Origin of the sequence: Xanthomonas sp. LMC-A-07 (assembly GCF_030208825.1) — a bacterium.
GTDB lineage: Bacteria > Pseudomonadota > Gammaproteobacteria > Xanthomonadales > Xanthomonadaceae > Xanthomonas > Xanthomonas campestris.
The window spans coordinates 389,472-408,043 of the sequence record NZ_JARVTF010000008.1; the positions used below are offsets into that span (position 1 = coordinate 389,472).

Below are 18,572 nucleotides of genomic sequence, written 5' to 3' on the forward strand. Positions count from 1 at the left end.
ATCACTGCAACCAGCATTGCCCGATCGTTGCGCCATTGCAGGGTCCGCCCGCGCGTTGCAGTGATCGCTGCTACTGCACCACCGGCCACGCACTGCCGTCGTAACCCAGTCGGTTGATGCCCAGGCGCGCATCGCCGCGATCGTCGTAGTAGTGGTAGACCAGAATGTCGCCGTCACCATCGCGAAATACCGATTGCCCGCCCGGCCCATGCATGCTGCCCAACCCGGACTGGATCACCGTGCCGCCGCCGTTGCGCATATCCACACCGGCGCGATCCAGATACGGCCCGGTCACCGAGCGCGCACGCCCCACCGCAATCTTGTAGGTGCTGCTGGCGCCCTTGCAGCAGGCATCGAACGACACGAACAGGTAGTACCAGCCATTGGCCTGCTGGATGAAGGGCGCCTCCACCGCGCCCGGGTACGGCCGGCTCGCCAGGCTGTAACGCGCCGTATTGCTGGACAGCTGCTTGCCGGTGCCGGGATCGAGCTGGATCAGCTTGATCCCCGACCAGAACGAGCCGAACGCCAACCACCATTTGCCGCCGCCATCCACCACCAGATTGCCGTCGATGGCGTTGTAGTCGTCGCTGCTCTTTGACATGTAGACGATGCCTTGATCCTTCCACGAGCCAGGTTTGCCGGAGCTGCTGCTGGCAAAGCCAATCGCCGAGGTGTTGGTGGCGAATTTGGACGCGGTGTAATACATCAGATACTTGCCACCGTGGAAGGACACATCCGGCGCCCACACCTGATTGTCTGCGTTGTAGCTGCGCACCCAACTCGGCATCGTGCTGAAGATCGCACCCGCATTGCTGAATCTGGTCCGGTCGGTACTGGTGACCACGCCTGTGGTGGCATAGATGTAGTAACGCCCATCGCTCAGCTTGAGCATCGAAGGATCGTGCACGATGGTGTCGCCGCTCACCACGCCCGGCCCCACTGCCGCACGCGCGGGTGCGCCGTGCATGCAAAGCGCAATGGCAATTACGGCCATCAGCAACGCGATCGCGCCACCACGCAGCGACATTCCAGACCAGCCCCCTTCCACTCGATTGCCAGCACCCAAGCGCATCGCCCCACTCCTTGAACACGTAAAGACGTTTTCTATAGGAGCAATCTAGCCCGGCAGCAATGCCATGAATCCGACACTGATCTCAGAAGCAAGGTGCAGGCGGGTTGGCACTGCGTTTTGCGACGCGCCTTCGTAACCGAGCGTGCGATGCAGCCGGGTGCCGGTGTGATTAGGTGGATCGAATCTCGATGGCAGCGAGGCGATGCACAGGTACCTTCGCCCCGCACGCCTCGCCGATGCGCTACGTCATCACCAACGCAACGCTCTACGCATCATTGCACCCGCACGCGTAGATCCCGATTGGCACTCGCCTCATTGCCGCTGTAATCACGCGCGGTTATGCGGAGTATGTAGTCGCCCGGCGGCAGCGCGCCCGCCTGCCAGTGCCCATTGCCGATGCGACCATCGCGCACCGTGTTGGTGACCAGATAGCGGAAGCGCGTCACTGCGCTGCCATGCACGGTGATGCCGCTGTCGGGCGCGTAAGCGGTGAGCACCGCAGCCGGATCGGCCGGCATGCGGTCGAACACGATCGTCATGCGTGGCTCCGCCTCGCCGGCCAGCGGCACGCCTTGCGCATCCAGCACCTGATAACCCAGCGCATAGAGACCCAGGCGACGACGCGGCAGATTGCGATCTACCTGGTCCCAGGCCTCTACCACGATCTGCACCGCGGTCCCGAGCGGCACGTGCACCATGCCTTTGGTCATCGGCAAGGCTTCGCCAGCTGAGTCGAGCAGACTCACCCGATCGATATGCGGCGCCACATGGTCGGCATAACCGATAAAGCCCAGTTGCACCGCATTGCGTTCGAAGCCGTTGGCACCTGCGGTCAGATGTACATGCGCCATGCCGTTGAGCGTACCCAGTGCATCTCCGGCTCGGAAACGCGTGCCGCGCAGCACGCGCATGCGGTCGGGCTTGCCGTCCACGTCCGTCAGCAGATGAAAGCGTTGCGGATCCAGTGGCTTGCCTTGTGCGGTACGGCCCACGCGCATATGGGTGTAGCCGATCGTGTCCAGTGCCAACCATTCGCCCAATTGCTCCAATCCCCAGGTCGGGTACGGGCTGGAAACTTTGGCATCGGCAATGGCGTACACGGTTTGGCCGACATCGCCACGGATATCCAGGCCCGCATGCAGATGATCGCGGCTGAGACCCTGGTAGTTGCCCCGCACCTCGCCGAGCGTGCCGACCACCTCGTGCCAGCCGGCCTGCGGCTGCAACGGCCAGCGGCCCTGGGTGACGGGCAACGGCTGCGTGGCAGCCGGCCCGACTACGGGCGCGGCGTTCGCGTTCGCCGCAGTGGCCGGCACCAGCCGATGCACGCGTGCGCTGCCTGCATCGCTGACGTACACCGCACCTTGCGCATCCACCGCGATCCCCGCAGGGCGCGACAGGCGTTGCATCACGTCCTCGCCGCTCATTGTCACCACATGCCCGGCACGCGTCACCTGCAGCACGCGCCCGCTTGCATCGCCCACGTACAGCACGCCGTCGTGGGTGAGCGCAATAGTCATCGGGCGATGCAACAGCGGGCTGAGGTCGGCAGGATCGCCACCGATCAAGGTGCTGACGCTGCCATCCGGTGCGATACGACGAATCGCGTCGTTGCGCATGTCCGCCACCCACACCACACCGTGCGCATCCACCTTGAGGTCGGTCGGCGTATCGAAGCGCGCCTGATCGCCAACACCATCGGCCATGCCCGGCAAGGCGCCGCCGGCGAGGGTGCTTACCTGCCCATCTGGCGCGATCACGCGGATGCGATCGTTGTAGGTATCGGCGACATACACGCGCCCTTGCGCATCCACCGCCACGCCGATCGGGCCGTTGAAGCGTGCCTGCGCAGCGGCACCGTCGCGAAACCCGGCACTGCCATCGCCGGCCAGCGTGGTCACCACGCCTTGTGGCGTGCGCTTGCGGATCGCATGATTGCCGGTGTCGGCGATATAAAGATTGCCAGCCATATCGAAGGCGATCCCCGATGGCGTATTGAACGCTGCGGCCGCGCCGATGCCATCGGCAAAACCTTCGCGGCCTCCAGCCAGCGTCTGCACGTTGCCGTTGGGGAGCATGGCGCGAATACGGTTGTTGTCGCCACCGTCGGCGATGTACAGCGCGCCATGCGCATCGATCGCCAGCCCGTAGGGATCGGCAAATTGCGCATCGGCCGCGCGGCCATCCTGCCCGCCACGCACGCCGTTGCCGGCCACCCACTGCAGTTGCGCCGACCACCCCAATGGCGTCGCAACCGGGCCGTGTGCCTGCGGCAATGCCGTTGGTGCAGGCACCCACCACCCTATCGCCAGCAACGCGGTTGTGCTGATCACCAGCACCGCACAGATCCACAGCCTGGGTCGTGTTGCCATACAAATCGCATCTGTCAGAGGAACCGCACTTTAAACGCGTTCGGCAACGTGCGAGGCTGGTTGCGGCATTGAAACGCTGCGTTCAATGCCGCGTCGAGCTGCGGCAAGCACAAGCGCCTGCGTGCGCACGCAGGAGCTGCCGACACCCAGGCCGCGTATCATGCGCACTCTTTCACTCCAGGACGGACCCATGGCCGTACGCACGCTCAACGAATTTCTCGCCCATTCCAAGGAAAAGGACGTCAGCCCCGATCCGTTCGAGCTGGAAAACCCGCATCTGCTCGAGGTGCGCCTGGACGGCATGGTCTGGTCCAAAGCCGGCGCCATGGTCGCGCGCACCGGCAACGTCAAGTTCACCCGCGAGGGCCTGCTGGAACAAGGGCTAGGCAACCTGCTGAAAAAGGCAGTCAGCGGTGAAGGCATGCAGCTGATGAAGGCCGAAGGCCAGGGCCGCGTGTATCTGGCCGACCTCGGCAAGCTGGTCACGCTGCTGCGCTTGAACGGCGAAGCGATCTTCGTCAATGGCAACGATGTGCTGGCATTCGAGTCGGGCGTCGAACACAAGATCACGATGATGCGCAAGGTGGCCGGCATGCTCTCCGGTGGCCTGTTCAACGTGCGCCTGAGCGGCCACGGCATCGTGGCGATCACCTCGCACTACGAACCGCTGACGCTGCCGGTCACCGCCGCCAGCGGCCCGGTGTTCACCGACCCGAATGCCACGGTGGCCTGGTCCGGCACGCTGACCCCGGAGCTGGTGACCGATGTCTCGATCGGCACGCTGTTCGGCCGCGGCTCGGGCGAAAGCCTGCAGATGCGCTTCGCCGGCGAAGGTTGGGTGGTGGTGCAGCCGTACGAAGAAGCCAGCTTTCAGGCCAAGGGCTGATACCCGTTGCCCAGCTACGCAGACGCGTGGCTGGGCACTGCAGCGGTGATCGGAGATCGCGTGCCTTGCAGAAGATGCTTGTACTAAGAGCAGCTATCAAAACTACCGCGCAGCCGCCAGGCGGGCGCGGCCGGTGCTCGAAATCCTCATGTACTCACGTACACTCCGGTTCCTCCGCGCCGTCCGCACCTCCCTGACGGCTGCTCGCTACGTTCTGTTAGCCGCTCTAGCTCTGGTGACAGGCGTGCTCGCCACCGGCGCGGGGTTGGGCTTGGCTGCGCACAGCGCACTGGACGGGCCGGAGCAGTGGACCTGCCAATGCGACGTTGCAGCTCACTGGCGCTACAGCGGTCCAAGTGGCGTGGCCGAGAGCGAGACCCATCTGCTCGCCACCGGGCACCCCACCACGTGTCGGCGTACGGACCATGCCGCGCGGGTGATGGATCGCATCTTCAACGCGATGTTTCCAACTCCAAACTTTTAGACGCTACGTGCGGCCATCCGCCGAAGGCAACTGCACACGTCGGCCTCACACCCAACCACGCTTGCGGAACCAGGCCAGCGGCACCACCACGCTCAGCGCGATGACGCCCAGCGCCCAGTAGTACGCGTCGTGCCATTTGAGCTCGGGCATATGCGCGAAATTCATGCCCCAGATGCCGACCAGCACCGTGGGCGGAATGCCGACCACCGATGCCACCGCCATCACCTTCATGACGTTGTTCTGCTCCATGTTGATCATGCCGAGCACGCTGTCGAGCAGGAACTCGATGCGGTCGTCCATGTGCTGCTGGAACTCGCTCAAGGTGGTCAGGTCCTTGTGCAGTAGCCCGATGCGCCTGGGCGCATCGTCGCCAAACCACTCGGGGGCGGCGCCATCCAGGTACGTCACCAGCCGCAGCAACCCCTGCCCGGCATTGTGCAGCCCACCCAAACGGCGCCCCATGTCGCCCACCTGGTGCAGCATGCGCTCCAGCGCGCCCGTCTTGGTCTTGGAAGAGGTGTCGAACACCGCGCGGGTGGTTTCGGTGATCTCTGCTTCCAGCGCTTCCAGACGGTCCGCGAGGTGGCCGACCAGTTGATCGAAGATGCGCAGCAGCAGGTCGTCGCCGCCCCGGCAGGGCGCGTGCGCCAGCCGCGCGGCCACCGCATCCAGCGAGCCCATCGGCTGCTCGCGCTGGGTGACCAGCATGTAGGGGGAGACCGCAAAGCCCAGCGGCGCGGTCGGGCCGTCGTCGTCCTGGAAGCGCGGCACGTTGAGGAACAGCACATCGCCTTCGTGCCGCACCCGACTACTGAATTCGATCTCGCCGATCGCCGCGCGGTCGGGCAGCGCGAAGCCCACCCGTTTGGCCGCCTCGGCCAACTCCTGCGCGCTGGGCTGGCACAGGTCCACCCACCATCCCTGCGTGTGATCGGCGGCGGAGGTGGAGTGGATGGTGATCATGCGGCGGGCCATGGCGGAAGACTGCTGGCGAGCATCCGGTGCCGCCTCACCCGCGTCAACGCCGGCGGCTGTCTGCACTCAGCTGGCGGTTGTCTTTGCCTCACGTGCACGCGACACCGCTAGGGCGACGCGCCGCCCGCATGCGGCGGCGGCGGCGCACACTCAGCGGGCTGTGGGTAACTGGTTTTTCTTCACCCAATAGGCAATCGCCAGTACCAGAAACCACAGCGGGCTCACCAGCAGTGCATGCAGCGTGTCGGGCTGCAAGGTCAGCAACACGATGATGAAGGCGAAGAACGCCAGGCACACGTAGCACATCAACACGCCACCGGGCATCTTGAACGCCGAAGCCGCATGCTGCTCCGGGCGCTTGCGCCGGTACGCGATGTAGGCGCACAGGATCAACGACCACACGAACATGAAGAGCACGGCCGACAAGGTGGTGACCAGCGTGAATGCGGTGACCAGATCGGGAATCAGATACACCAGCATCGCGCCCAGCAGCAGGCAGATGCACGAGAACAGCAGGCCGCGCGCCGGCACCGCTGCCCGCGTCAGCTTGGCAAAACCCCTGGGCGCGTTGCGTTCTTCGGCTAGGCCGTAAAGCATGCGGCTAGTGGAAAAGATGCCGCTATTGGCCGATGAGGTGGCCGAGGTGAGCACCACGAAATTGATCAGGCTAGCCGCCGCCGGCACACCTGCCAGCACGAACAACTCCACGAACGGGCTCTTGTCGGCCACCACCTGCCGCCACGGCGTCACCGCCATGATCGCGATCAGCGCCAGCACGTAAAAGATAAGGATACGCACCGGGATCGAGTTGATCGCCTTGGGCAGATTACGCTGCGGGTCAGCGGTTTCCGCAGCGGTGGTGCCCACCAGCTCGATGCCAACGAACGCGAATACCGCGATCTGAAACCCGGCAAAGAATCCGCCGATTCCCATCGGGAACATGCCGCCGTCGTTCCACAGATTGCTCAGCGATGCCACGTTGCCGGACGGCGACCGGAAGCCCCACATCACCAGGCCCGCACCGGTGATGATCAATGCGCAGATGGCGATGATCTTGATCAGCGCAAACCAGAATTCCATCTCGCCGAACAACTTCACCGTGACCAGGTTCAACGCCAGCAGTAGCAGCACGCACAGCACCGCCGGCACCCACGGCGCCAGTTCGGGAAACCAGAACTGGGCGTACGCTGCAATCGCGATGACATCGGCAATGGCGGTGATGATCCAGCAGAACCAGTATGTCCAGCCGCAGAAGAACCCCGCCCAGGGCCCGAGCAGATCGGTGGAGAAGTCGATGAACGACTTGTAGTCCAGGTTGGACAGCAGCAGCTCGCCCATGGCGCGCATCACGAAGAACAGCATCACGCCGATGATCAGGTACACGAACAGGATCGACGGCCCGGCCAGGCTGATCGTTCTGCCGGAGCCCATGAACAGGCCGGTGCCGATCGCGCCGCCGATCGCGATCAGTTGCAGGTGGCGGTTGGACAGACTGCGTTGCAGATGATCGGGCGCGGACGGGTCGGACATGGGCACGGCACCAACGGTGAGCAAGCCGACAAAAATACGAGATCGCGCCGGCGCGCACCAGCAATATGCGCAGCTGCGTCGTGTGGCGCGAGGGACGCAACGCAACATTCGCTAATGCTTGGTGCGCGCGTTTCCTACGCCATGGCTGGTGGTGCTGTGGTTTTGCGGCGTGGCACTGCTGGTGGCAGTGACCAAGATTGGATGACGCGAGGTGAGTGAGTGCTAGCCGGCGTTGCGGCGTGCAAGGGCGTTACTCAAGATGCCCCGGGTGAGGGCTCGCGGCTGAATGACACGCTGTTTGCTTGCTTCGCAATGCGGCGCCGACCGATGGACCTGCATCATTATCGCTCTGAGCTTCGACACGACCATGGCGCGACGACATAACTTGCACCTGCAACTTTCTGCCCCACCTTGCGTGTCAGTCCGGATCGGCAGCGCACAGTCGCGGCCCGTACGGGGCGAGCAGCATGACGCGCAGCTGTCGTTGCACACGATGCCTTGCGCAGATGCTGGTATCGATTCGATGCTCGCCATGTCGATGCACCGGCGACGATCACTGAAACCTGCAACCAGGAGAGCGACGACACCACCGCAGACGAAAGGCGATGCGCGTCGCAGGCCGTTGTTTCATTCGGCACACCGCGCATGCTCCTGCCCGCTTCCTTGACTGCGCGCACGGACCGCCGAGGCGATAGCTGGTCTCCTGCGCGGGCCCAATCCTCAGGAGAGTTCCATGAATCCACGTGCTCAGTGGCTGGTCGCATGCGTAGCACTGGCCCCGGTCGTTGCCTGCGCCATCCAGGTCGACGCTCACGGACAGCTGCGCGACAACAGCGGCCACGCAGTGCAGCTACGCGGCGTGACCTGGCCTGGCTTTGATGGCGCATCGCATGTGGCGCGTGGCTTGCAGGACACCACGCTGCAGCAGGCACTTGATCAGATGCAGGCCGCGCAAATCAATGCGCTCCGCATCCCGGTCTGCCCCGCATCGCTGCAGGCCCAGCCACTGGCCGCGCGTGATGTGGCCGGCGAGCCGACATTGCGTGGTGCCACCGCGCTGCAGGCGCTGGACGCGGTGGTCCGTGCAAGCACGCAGCGTGGCATGCAGGTGATGTTGGCGTTCGCCAATGGCGGATGCGATGACCAGGCACCGCAGCTGGGTGCAGACACGGCAACCTGGACACGCGGCCTGAGCATGCTCGCACAGCGCTACCGCGCCAACACCGGCGTGATCGGCGTCGACCTGGGCAGTAGCGGGTACCGCAACGCCACGTGGGCAGGCAATCCACCTGCAAGTGACTGGAACCGCGTTGCCACACGCGCGGCGGCAGCGGTGCTGCAACACGCGCCGCGCTGGGTCATCGGCGTGGAAGGTGTTGGCAGCAACGCGGTGTGCAGTGACACCGCGCGCAAGGCGCCTGGCAGCAACCTGCAACCGCTGGCTTGCGTGCCGCCGCGCATTGCGGCTGCCAACCTGGTGTTGATGCCCAAACTGGCCGGGCCCGACCGCGATGCGGCCGAGGCGTTCGCAGCACGCGATTTCCCCGATGCACTACCCGCCACATGGCAGCGCGATTTCGGCACGCTGGTTGCCACGCATGCCGTGCTGCCGGTCAGCACGGGCGGCGGGCTGGGCGATGGCGACCCGCGCGACCCTGCCTGGCAACAGGCGCTGAGCACTTATCTGGATACCACCGGCCTGCGCAGCGCGTTTCTCGGCAGTTGGGAGATCGGCGATGCGAACAACGGCGGCCTGCTCGCCCGCGATGGCACGCCGCGCGCCGACAAACTGCAGGTGCTGCACCGTGCGTGGGGCGTGTCGACGGCCCTGCCCGCAACCGCGTCCGCCAAGCGCGCGAGCGCAGCCGATGCGAGCAAGGCGACCGGCTGGGACAGCACCTTCAGCGGTACGGCGACCTACACCGGCTCGGGCTATTCGGGCGGCGCATTGCTGCTCGATCCCATCCCCAGCACCGCCTTCATCACCGCACTCAACCCGGTGCAACTGAACTTCGGTGGCGTCAAGGCCGCGCTTGCCGGCGCCTATCTGCAGGTGACCGGCCCCAAGGGCACCACCACGGTCTACGTGACCGATCTATATCCGGAGGGCGCAACCGGCGGTCTGGATCTATCGCACAACGCGTTCGCGGCGATCGGCGACATGGTGCAGGGGCGCATCCCGATCAGCTGGAAAGTGGTGCGCGCGCCGGTCACCGGCAACCTGCAATACCGCATCAAGGAAGGCAGCTCACGCTGGTGGGCGGCGATCCAGGTGCGCAACCACGCCTACCCGGTGGTGAAGCTGGAAGTGAAGCAAGGCAGCACCTGGAAGAACCTGCAGAAGATGGACTACAACCACTTCCTGGGCGAGCAGCTGGGCGACCAACCGCTGACCCTGCGCATCACCGACATTCGCGGCAAGGTTCTCACCGATACCTTGCCACGCCTACCGGAGGACGGCAGCAAGCCGGCGTATTTCGAACCGGGGCATGTGCAGTTTCCGTAGCGCGGACAGGTGGTTGGCCTGCACTGATGGTTGGATTGTTAACGGTCGTTGGCTTTTTTAGTCGTTGGCTTTTTTAGAGCAACGAGCGCCGTTTGATTGAGGCCCCTCGTTGATCTCGCTGCGATCAATCCGGTGCGTGCGGTTCGCTTTCACTACAAGACCCGCGCGCAACAGCGCTCGCAGCGCAATTTGCTGTGCATGCAAACGCAAGTTGCTGTGCATGCAAGCGCTTCACTCACGCAATGCCGGAGACACATTGTTATCAGCTTCAGCGAGCCAGCCTTACGCAGTTGCGCGCGTGTGGCCGGCACTTGGCGGCTCGATTGGAACACCGTAAATCGTCGGCAATACCGGCGAAGCGGCATGCGCCAACTGGCGCTGTTGTAAGCAGCAATGAGCTCATGCTGTTACTTATCCCGCCTCTGGCCGCGGGTGACGGGCGGCCTCTATACAACGTCGCACCGGCGTCTACTCGCGTAGTGTCCGCCGGTGCGACTCCACGTGCATCAACCACCCGCCAGACCACCACCAACACGCCCGGGCAACGCCTGATCGTCGTCGTCCTCGGGGTTGTCGAGATCGCCCACTTCATCGTCGATACCGCCGCGCCGTGGCGAGGGGTCGTTCGAGGGCGGCAACTCGTCGTCGCGCTGCGGCCCCGGCGTGCCGTGCAAGCGAAACTGCGTGACAACCGACGCAGGTGGATCGGTGTTGAGCGAATACAGGATCATGCGACATCTCCGGCTGGGAACCTGTGCCCGACGCTAGGGTGCGCAGCGCTAGCAGGCCGTGAGCCGCAACGCGTGCGCGCTGACATGCCGTTGACGCTGAGCGCGCACCGCTGCGCTGCGGTTGCCTGCGGGCCAGTGGCTATCATGGGGCTCCGTCCTCCAGGCCGCTGTCATGCGCCCACGTCTTCTGATCATGCTGCTGCTCCTGTGCGGCACCGCTACGGCAGCAGCACCGGCCTCGCGCCTGGATGCGGTGGTGCGCGCCGGCGTGCTGCGCGTCTGCACCACCGGCGACTACCGCCCGTATTCGCTGTTGCGCGCCGATGGGCAGTTCGAGGGCAGCGATATCGCGCTGGCACAGGCGTTGGCAGACAGCCTGGATGCGCGGGTGCAGTTCGTCCGTACCAGTTGGCCACAGCTGATGCACGACCTGCTGGCCGATCGCTGCGACCTGGCGGTGGGCGGCATTTCAGTGACCTTGCAACGGCAGCGCCAGGCCAGTTTCAGCAGCGTGCTGGATGTCGACGGCAAGATTCCGCTGGTGCGCTGCGCCGATCAGGCGCGCTATCGCAGCGTCGCCCAGATCAATCGCCCGGAGGTGCGTGTGATCGAACCGCCCGGCGGCACCAACGAGGCGTTCGCACGGCGTCAACTGCCGCAGGCGAACCTGCGGTTGTTTGCAGACAACACCACCATCTTCGAAGAACTCCGCCAGGGCCGCGCCGACGTGATGATTACCGACGCCTCCGAAGCCACATTCCAGCAGGCACGCCTGCCCGGCCTGTGCGCAGTCGCACCCGAGCAGCCCCTGCAATACAGCGAAAAAGCCTTCCTGCTCCCACGCGACGACGCGGCGTGGAAGGCGTACGTGGATCAATGGCTGCACCTGAGCAAGGCCAGTGGCGACTATGCGCGCATCGTCGAGCATTGGTGGGGGCGCTGACGATCACGCTTTGATGTCGGGAATGGGGAATGGGGAATCGCAAAGGCGCTGCGCCGTAATGATCAGCGCCAGCAGCTGCTCTTACGATTCCCGATTCCCGACTCCCCATTCCCGCGGCGCTACGCGCCGCACCTCACACAATCTTGGTGCGTCGCCACCAACGCGATACCTGCTCCTCGCGCACCAGGGTGAACAGCCCGGCGCCCAGGATCAGCGCAATGCCAACCGCCATTGGCCAATCCAGGTGGTCATGGAACAACAGGTAGCCGAAAGCGATCGCCCACAGCATCTGGCTGTACTGGGTGGGCGCCACCACGCTGACCGGGGCCATGCGCGTGGCGTACATCAGGCAGATCGCCGCCAGGCCCGCCAACAGGCCGTAGCCGGCCAGCAGCCCCCATTGATACAGCGTGGGCCACACGAAGGTGGGCAGCATCAAGATCGCGCCCATCACCAGCGGGCCGATCACGCCGGCACCGTATAGGGTGAGGCGTTTTTCGCTGTGCCCGGCCATGCGCAAGGTGATCACCGAAATCGCACCGACCAGGCCACACACGATCGCGGCCACATGCCCATGGGTGAGGTGGCGAAAGCCCGGCCGCAGCACGATCAGCACGCCGATAAAGCCGACGATCACCGCCGACCAACGCCGCCAGCGCACTTCCTCCTTGAGGAACACCACCGACAGCACGGTCACAAAGATCGGCATCAGGAAGATCAGCGCGAACGCTTCGGCCATCGGCAAGGTGGTGAAGGCGATCACCGAGGTCAGGTTGCCGATGGCGCCGGTCAGCGCGCGCAACAGCCACAGCGCCGGCTGCTTGGCCATCACCAGCTCGCGCAAGCGGTCTTCGGGCTTCTTCAGGAACGGCACCGCCACCAGCATCAGCAGCGCGCCCAGGCACAGCACTTCATAGGCCGGCAGCGTGCCTTCCAGCAGCTTCACAAACGCATCGCTGATCGAATACGCCGCGTAGCACGCAAACCCCAACAACACACCCTTCAGCATGGACGGCACTCCGCAGTGGCGCTGCATCCGACGCGGTGTCGATGCCGGCATGGCCAAGTATGCGGTGCGATGCGCTCAAGCGGAATTGGCGCGCGGTGAATCCGGGCACGGCAGTACCGCGATAGCAGCGACACGGCGGTTTGTTGGCCCAGCGCGGCCCGCTTGCGGAGCGCTGCCGCTGCGAAGAAAGTGCATGCCACGCAGTGCACAAGCGCATCTTGCGTACCGGGTCGTCGGCCGCGCGCACCCAAGGGTGGCCAAGCCGCCAGCGCTACGCCAGCACAACGGCCGCCAGCACGCACGCACTGCCCCGATGCCGCGGCGCAATGGCTCAGGTACGATGCCGGTCCCTCCCCTTCAGCCTGGTCGTGCGTGTGGCGCGGCCCGGTGCAGACCCGTCATCGTGTCCCATTACTCCGGCCCCCTGCTGACCCGCTCCGACGCCCTCGCCCTGCTTGCCGCGCGCGACCACGGCCACCCACGCTGGACCGGCTCGCTGGACCTGGGCCGCACCACGGCCACCGCCGAGCTCGATGCGCAGACCTGGCAGTGGCAGGGCAAGGGCTACCCGTATCCGGGCAAGCTCAAGGACCGCACGCTGTATTTCTGGGATGGCGACGACTTCGAACCCATCTCGCGCTTCGGCGGCAGCTTGATCAAGCTGGTGCCCACCGACTGGGGCGCGCCCACCTTCGAGATCGACGGCATCAAGATGCTGCCTTCAGCGCAGCTCTCGCCGTTCGAGGATGCGCAACGCAAGGTGGCGCTGGTGGAACCGCGCGGCAAGACCGTGCTCGACACCTGCGGCGGCCTCGGCTACTTCGCGGCCTGCTGCCTGGAGGCCGGCGTCGCGCAGCTGCAGTCGTTCGAAAAGAACGCCGACGTGCTGTGGCTGCGCACGCTCAACCCCTGGTCACCGGATCCGGACGCGGCAGCAGCGGCCGGCCGCCTGCACCTGACCCATGGCGATGTGGCGCAGCACATCACCACGCTGGCCGATGCAGCATTCGATGCCATCCTGCACGACCCGCCACGCTTCGGCATTGCCGGGGAGCTGTATTCGCAAGTGTTCTACGACCAGCTGGCGCGCGTGCTGCGTCCGGGGGGGCGCCTGTTCCATTACACCGGCGCGCCCAACAAGCTCACCAGCGGCCGCGACGTGCCCAACGAAGTGAGCAAGCGGCTGAGCAAGGCCGGGTTTCGCACCCAGCTGGCGCTCGATGGCGTGCTGGCGGTGCTGCCGCCACGGCGGTGATGCAGGCCTGATGCAATCAGCGTCAACCTCGCAGCACGATGAGGACCAGCAGCATCACGCCGGGAATGACGCTGAGCACCGCACCGGCCCATGCGAGCGGCACATAGCGCTCGTTGTTGAGCCGCGACAGCATCAGGCACGCAAGCCCGATGACGGCCGCGACGCAGACCGCGACCATCAGCCCGGCAATCGCCGCGCCGTAGCCGCCGTAGCCGGCGGCGGCAATGATCCCGACACCACCACCCACCGGCACCGCCAGCAACGACAGCCCACCGAACACCGGCGGCCGCCGCGCGGCCTTCAGGGTTTCCATCTCCACGCTGCGCGCTCCATTTGCAGTGCCACGAGTCTAGCAATGCAGGCGCGTGGCCCAACGCGTGGGCTGCTGCATCCCTGGGCTGGATGATCTGAAGGAAGGAGCAGCCAGCGCATCTGCCATACTGCGGCGCCATCGACACGGACGTTGCATGCACCTGCCAGTTGCCGCCAGCACCCTCGCACTCGGTTTGATGCTCGCCTGCCTGCCGGCAGACGCACAGACTCCCGCCGCCGCATCGTCACCGGTGACCACGCGCCATCCGGTGACCACCGCCACCCTGGCGGGCCGGGTGCTGCAGTTGGGCGAACGCGACGGCCAGTGCGTGGTCCAGCGCGATGCCGAAACCCTGCCGCTGGGCATTCCGGCACCCTGCTATTTCAGCACCGGGCGCGATCACGCTGCACAAGTGCATGTGTTCAACGGCACGCCAATCGTGTTGATCCAGCATGCCAAGCCCAGTACGCGCACCGATTGGAACGTGGCAACCGACGGGCCGATCTGCGACTACGCCGCGCAGGCCGTGCGCGATGTGGGCGGGAAGCTGGAACCCGGCATCGCCAGCAGCGGAAGTTCGCCACGCTGCGACCCCACCGAGGGCACCGACCAGAAGAACTTCGTCTACGGCTACGACACCTGGCCGAATCTCAAGCGGAAGAAGCCAGCGGCAGGGCAGCCCACACGCTGAGCGGAGACGGCCGAACTGCGGCCGTGATGGCGCTTGATCATCAAGCAATACGCTCGATGCAGCGCCATGCCGCGCCGGAATGCGCAATGCACGTCACGTCTCAGAACAGCGCTGCGTTAATGCGCGGTGCTGGTAGAGCGCTGCGATACGAGAAACGCATCGCTGCACAACAGTGGGCTACACGCGGCATCAGCGCCGCTGCAGCCACCACATGCGGGCGATCACCAGCAGCAGCACCAACAAGCCACCTGTCACCGCCGCATCCCAGCCAATAGCGATCCAGTAACGCTGCGCATCCGCCTCCAGCAGGAAGATGCGTGTCGGCCGCCCACGGATAACGCTGACATAACGCCCCTTCACCACGGCCTCGACCAGCAGCGCCAGCCGCATGCAGCAGGCTGCCGCCACCAGTAGCATGCCCGCACCTTGCAGCACCGCCGCGATGCGCTCCTTGCGTGAGTTGGGTGCTGGTACAACTGCACGGCGACGGGGTGGTTTCAACGTAGTGCCACTGCAACGAATCGTTCGCCAGTTTACCGATGTCGCATGCACGCACCGCTACGCACAGATCCACGCTGCCAATACCGGCGCCTGCCGCACAGCACACGATGAGGATTGAGCGCGTGCAGATCGCGCTTGAGCGGGCAATGCCGCATGCATCTGACGACGGCCGCTATACTCCATGCCGTAGCGCACCCGCATCGCGGGATGGACCCAAGCGCTGCTTCGTATCAAGGAAGATCGTCCGCATCGGTCGCGATGCTGCAGCCCGTTGGCGCTTCCTTGGTGTTCTCCTGTTCGCTGCGGCCCTGCCGCGGAAAATCCGTACCAAGGACTCTGCTTTGAAGACTTTCACCGCGTTTGTCGTGCTTTCTTTCAGCCTGCTGCTGTCTGCCTGTGGCGGAAGCGATATCGCCAGCGGCGCCGCCAAGATGTCCTCCAGCGACTATCTCCTGCATAACATCTCGGTGTGGAACGGCGTGGTCCAAATCGTCGACCCATGGGTGTCGGGCGAGCGCGGGCAGTCGCTGATGGCCGATGCCATCGCGCACAAGCCGCTGGAGCAGTACAAGATTGCACTGGCCGGCCAGCGCAAGGCTCTGGCCGCCAATACACAGGCCAACACGATGATGGCCTCGGGCGTGCCCGATAACGCCAAGGAGCTGGATGCCAAGCTGGTTGCCACCCTCAAGAGCGCCGACGCCACCATGGCCGCGATGGAGCAGATTGCCGCGTTGCCGGATGGCTACACCAACGAGACCCTGGCACCGCTGGGCAAGCAGCTGCAGACCACCGCCAACGGCCTGGTGGCCGACATTCAGGCCCTGAACACGGCGCAGCGCGCGTATTCCAAGGAACATAACGTGCCGTTCCAGGAAGTGCAGCAGTAACAGCAGAGACGACTGCGCACTGCAGTCGTCTCCACGCGCCTGGTGCAGGGAGATCGGCAGACACTACGGTTTGCTGCCGATCTCCCTGCACCGGGCGTATTTGTATGCGGCCGATGCGCAGACGCAATGGTGCTGCTGCGGGCGATTCGCAAACCACTGCAGCGGCTGACGAGCGCAGCGCGCACTCGTCAGTAAATGCAGAGGGCGAGCGCACGATTCGGCATAGATCGCGGTACATGGCTGTTACCGCCGACCAACATTCATTAGCTGGAACCGGTGCAAAATGGCGGCGATAACACCGATCACGCGCGCGAGTTCTCTCTTCGCCGCTTCGCGGTCACCGCGCCAGCTCAGTTCACGCCGGCAAGCCAAAGATCAGCGAGCGATGCGCAGCCACGCCGGCCATGGCACCGCTGGCCACCGCGAAGGTCACCGAGGCTGCGGGGCTGGCAATGTCGCCGCATGCAAAGACCCCGGGAACCGAGGTGGCCTGCATTGCATCCACCGCTACATGGCTGCCCAGTGGCCCGTCCGCCAGGGCGCACCCCATTGCCGTCACCACAGGGCTGATGTGGGGTTGCGTGGTGATGAACAGGCCGTCTAGTTGTGTGGTTTGCCCATCGCGCAGCACCACCTCCACATGCGCGTCGTCGCCCTGGATGCGGGCCACCGCGCCTGGCACCAGGGTCACGCCGCGTGCCTGTAGCTGGGCGTTCTGCGCGGCGTCCAAGACCAGCGCATCGTTCAAGAACAGACGGGTGACGCCCCAATCCGGCAGCATCGCGGCCTGATGCACCGCAAACGCAGACGTGGCCAGCACGCCAATTTGTCCCTGCTCCAGTTCGTAGCCATGGCAATACGGACACACGAAGATATGCTTGCCCCAGCGCTCGGCCAGGCCCGGGATATCCGGCAGGCGGTCCACCACACCCGTGGCAATGATGAGACGGCGCGCCATGTGGGCCCCACCATTGCCAAGCGTCACGCGGAATGCCTCTGCGGTGCCGTCCACCTGCGTCACCTCGGCATCGGCCCAGTGCACATCGGGATACGCGCGCAACTGCGTGCGTCCGTGCGCGGCAATTTGCGCGGGCGACTCGCCGTCGCGGCTCAAAAAACCATGCGAGGTTGCGGCAAAGCGATTGCGGCGCAGACCACTGTCCACCACCAGAACGCGGCGGCGTGCACGCGCGAGCTGCAAGCCGGCCGAGAGTCCCGCGTAGCTGCCACCGATGATGATCACGTCGTAGTGCATTGCGCTGCCTTGCCTTTTGCTTCTTTATGTACTTTTCGATGTTACATGATTGGGCCGGCGGTTCAAGCGGTCACCGGAGGGCTATGTGGTTGTGCATGCGCTCATCAGCGAGCTCAGCGGCTGCGCTGTTGTCGAGACTGGAGTCAGCACTTGAAGCGACTGTGCGTGCCGTGTTGATCGTATGGCCACTGCAGGGCGACAGCCTGGAGTGCAGCCAGCCGGGGACGCAGCTCTATGGCTTCAAGGTGCTGGACGACGCCGGCGATGGGCGCTATTCGTGGATGATCAAGGCGGTGCAGCACGTGGCCAACCTCAACGCGCGTGCCGGCGAGCTGGTGATCCACGGCGTCGATCTGTCATGCCCTGCAACGCTAAGCACTGCGAGATTGCGGAGGTTGCGAGGCGATTACGCGCACCGCGCTGATCACATGGCCAACGCCGCGCCACGTACAGCGTGCAGCCTGCCGCGTGATTGCCTGCACTGCGACGAGCAAGGCCTACAGAGACCACAAGTGCATGCGTCGCCCGTCACCTCATTCGAAGCGCAGCGATGAACTACTCATTTCGTTGAAGCAGCATCAGGCTGCACGCAAGCAGACAGATCACATAACCATCGCTGGCAAGCAAGGACACCGGCAACCGAGCGCACCCACCACAAGGCCACCGGCGCTGCCGAACCGCTCAATCGCGCCGTACGCGCTTGGCTTTTCCCGCGGCTTGCACGGGTGTGGCGGTCTTGCACAAAGCATCGAAGTCACTGGCCAAGTCCGCCAGGGTCACCGTTCCCAGGCGCTCCAACAGCAAGGTTTCGGCGGCGGTAAGCACGTCGGCGATGGCGGCATTGACCACACGCTCCACACCGCATTGCGGGTGGTCCTGGTCGGTGCCGATCGCGAACAGATGCGGGCCACCGACAGCGCGGTGCACATCCAGCAATGTGACCTGGGCAAGATCGCGCGCCAACTGCCAGCCACCGTGGTGGCCCTTGGACGATTGCACGTAGCCGGCCTCGCGCAGGCCGGCCATGGTCCGCCGCACCACCACCGCATTGGTCGACAGCATGCTGGCGATCTGTTCGGAGGTCATCGGCTGCGCACTCCTGGCCATGTGCAACAGCACATGCAGCATGCGGGAAAGGCGGCTATCGGTTCGCAAG

General features: G+C 64.9%; 17 protein-coding genes and 1 other RNA gene. 8 read left to right on the top strand and 10 right to left on the bottom strand.

From position 1 onward, the window contains the following. Positions 1-70 precede the first annotated feature (70 nt). Together QRM89_RS09065 and QRM89_RS09070 are read right to left on the bottom strand one after the other, a co-directional pair. A complete protein-coding gene (locus QRM89_RS09065) occupies positions 71-970 on the bottom strand; it encodes an arabinan endo-1,5-alpha-L-arabinosidase (protein ID WP_285447829.1) in 900 nt (299 codons plus the stop codon). Between the two features lie 377 nt (positions 971-1,347). Further along, a complete protein-coding gene (locus tag QRM89_RS09070) occupies positions 1,348-3,447 on the bottom strand; it encodes an NHL repeat-containing protein (RefSeq protein ID WP_285447830.1) in 2,100 nt (699 codons plus the stop codon). Between the two features lie 190 nt (positions 3,448-3,637). Here QRM89_RS09070 and QRM89_RS09075 point away from each other — a divergent pair, with 190 nt between their 5' ends. Both QRM89_RS09075 and QRM89_RS09080 read left to right on the top strand, forming a co-directional pair. Beyond that, positions 3,638-4,333 carry an AIM24 family protein gene (locus QRM89_RS09075; protein WP_012437307.1) on the top strand — a complete coding sequence of 232 codons (696 nt, stop codon included), beginning with the start codon at positions 3,638-3,640 and terminating at the stop codon, positions 4,331-4,333. A 148-nt stretch (positions 4,334-4,481) separates the two neighbouring features. Next, positions 4,482-4,556: non-coding RNA, sX9 sRNA (locus QRM89_RS09080), on the top strand. 306 nt (positions 4,557-4,862) lie between these two features. Here QRM89_RS09080 and QRM89_RS09085 read toward each other — a convergent pair. Beyond that, the gene (locus tag QRM89_RS09085) at positions 4,863-5,780 is read right to left on the bottom strand and encodes a CorA family divalent cation transporter (RefSeq protein WP_285447966.1); all 918 of its coding nucleotides are present in this window, start codon (positions 5,778-5,780) and stop codon (positions 4,863-4,865) included. 162 nt (positions 5,781-5,942) lie between these two features. After that, complete coding sequence (gene cycA, locus QRM89_RS09090) at positions 5,943-7,322, bottom strand: D-serine/D-alanine/glycine transporter (RefSeq protein WP_285447831.1); 1,380 nt, start codon at positions 7,320-7,322, stop codon at positions 5,943-5,945. 733 nt (positions 7,323-8,055) lie between these two features. Here cycA and QRM89_RS09095 point away from each other — a divergent pair. Beyond that, positions 8,056-9,828, top strand: a complete 1,773-nt coding sequence (locus QRM89_RS09095) for an expansin EXLX1 family cellulose-binding protein (RefSeq protein WP_285447832.1) — start codon at positions 8,056-8,058, stop codon at positions 9,826-9,828. A gap of 506 nt (positions 9,829-10,334) precedes the next feature. On the opposite strand, the gene QRM89_RS09100 is transcribed toward QRM89_RS09095, so the two are convergent. Continuing rightward, the gene (locus QRM89_RS09100; RefSeq protein WP_285447833.1) at positions 10,335-10,559 is read right to left on the bottom strand and encodes a hypothetical protein; all 225 of its coding nucleotides are present in this window, start codon (positions 10,557-10,559) and stop codon (positions 10,335-10,337) included. A 172-nt stretch (positions 10,560-10,731) separates the two neighbouring features. Between QRM89_RS09100 and QRM89_RS09105 the strand changes: the two genes are divergently transcribed. Further along, complete coding sequence (locus QRM89_RS09105; RefSeq protein WP_285447834.1) at positions 10,732-11,502, top strand: transporter substrate-binding domain-containing protein; 771 nt, start codon at positions 10,732-10,734, stop codon at positions 11,500-11,502. A gap of 133 nt (positions 11,503-11,635) precedes the next feature. On the opposite strand, the gene QRM89_RS09110 is transcribed toward QRM89_RS09105, so the two are convergent. After that, positions 11,636-12,511, bottom strand: a complete 876-nt coding sequence (locus QRM89_RS09110; protein ID WP_012437301.1) for a DMT family transporter — start codon at positions 12,509-12,511, stop codon at positions 11,636-11,638. Between the two features lie 340 nt (positions 12,512-12,851). On the opposite strand from QRM89_RS09110, the gene QRM89_RS09115 reads away from it, so the two are divergent. Next, positions 12,852-13,766: an MnmC family methyltransferase gene (locus tag QRM89_RS09115; RefSeq protein WP_343237677.1), complete on the top strand. Its 915-nt coding sequence runs from the start codon at positions 12,852-12,854 to the stop codon at positions 13,764-13,766. A gap of 22 nt (positions 13,767-13,788) precedes the next feature. Here the strand turns inward: QRM89_RS09115 and QRM89_RS09120 are convergent, their stop codons facing one another. Continuing rightward, positions 13,789-14,079: a hypothetical protein gene (locus tag QRM89_RS09120; protein WP_115571928.1), complete on the bottom strand. Its 291-nt coding sequence runs from the start codon at positions 14,077-14,079 to the stop codon at positions 13,789-13,791. A 196-nt stretch (positions 14,080-14,275) separates the two neighbouring features. Here QRM89_RS09120 and QRM89_RS09125 point away from each other — a divergent pair, with 196 nt between their 5' ends. Then, complete coding sequence (locus QRM89_RS09125; RefSeq protein ID WP_285447967.1) at positions 14,276-14,770, top strand: hypothetical protein; 495 nt, start codon at positions 14,276-14,278, stop codon at positions 14,768-14,770. A gap of 189 nt (positions 14,771-14,959) precedes the next feature. Here the strand turns inward: QRM89_RS09125 and QRM89_RS09130 are convergent, their stop codons facing one another. Then, entirely contained in the window at positions 14,960-15,160 is a 201-nt protein-coding gene (locus QRM89_RS09130; protein WP_285447836.1) for a hypothetical protein, read from the bottom strand. Positions 15,161-15,612: 452 nt separating this feature from the next. Between QRM89_RS09130 and QRM89_RS09135 the strand changes: the two genes are divergently transcribed. Next, a complete protein-coding gene (locus QRM89_RS09135) occupies positions 15,613-16,161 on the top strand; it encodes a hypothetical protein (protein WP_042597172.1) in 549 nt (182 codons plus the stop codon). 355 nt (positions 16,162-16,516) lie between these two features. Here QRM89_RS09135 and QRM89_RS09140 read toward each other — a convergent pair whose 3' ends face one another. After that, on the bottom strand, positions 16,517-17,416 hold the full coding sequence (locus tag QRM89_RS09140) for an NAD(P)/FAD-dependent oxidoreductase (protein ID WP_285447837.1): 900 nt from the start codon (positions 17,414-17,416) through the stop codon (positions 16,517-16,519). Positions 17,417-17,586: 170 nt separating this feature from the next. Here QRM89_RS09140 and QRM89_RS09145 point away from each other — a divergent pair, with 170 nt between their 5' ends. Further along, the gene (locus QRM89_RS09145; RefSeq protein ID WP_285447975.1) at positions 17,587-17,970 is read left to right on the top strand and encodes a hypothetical protein; all 384 of its coding nucleotides are present in this window, start codon (positions 17,587-17,589) and stop codon (positions 17,968-17,970) included. A gap of 127 nt (positions 17,971-18,097) precedes the next feature. Here the strand turns inward: QRM89_RS09145 and QRM89_RS09150 are convergent, their stop codons facing one another. Next, entirely contained in the window at positions 18,098-18,544 is a 447-nt protein-coding gene (locus QRM89_RS09150) for an Rrf2 family transcriptional regulator (protein WP_238595513.1), read from the bottom strand. Between the last annotated feature and the right edge of the window lie 28 nt (positions 18,545-18,572).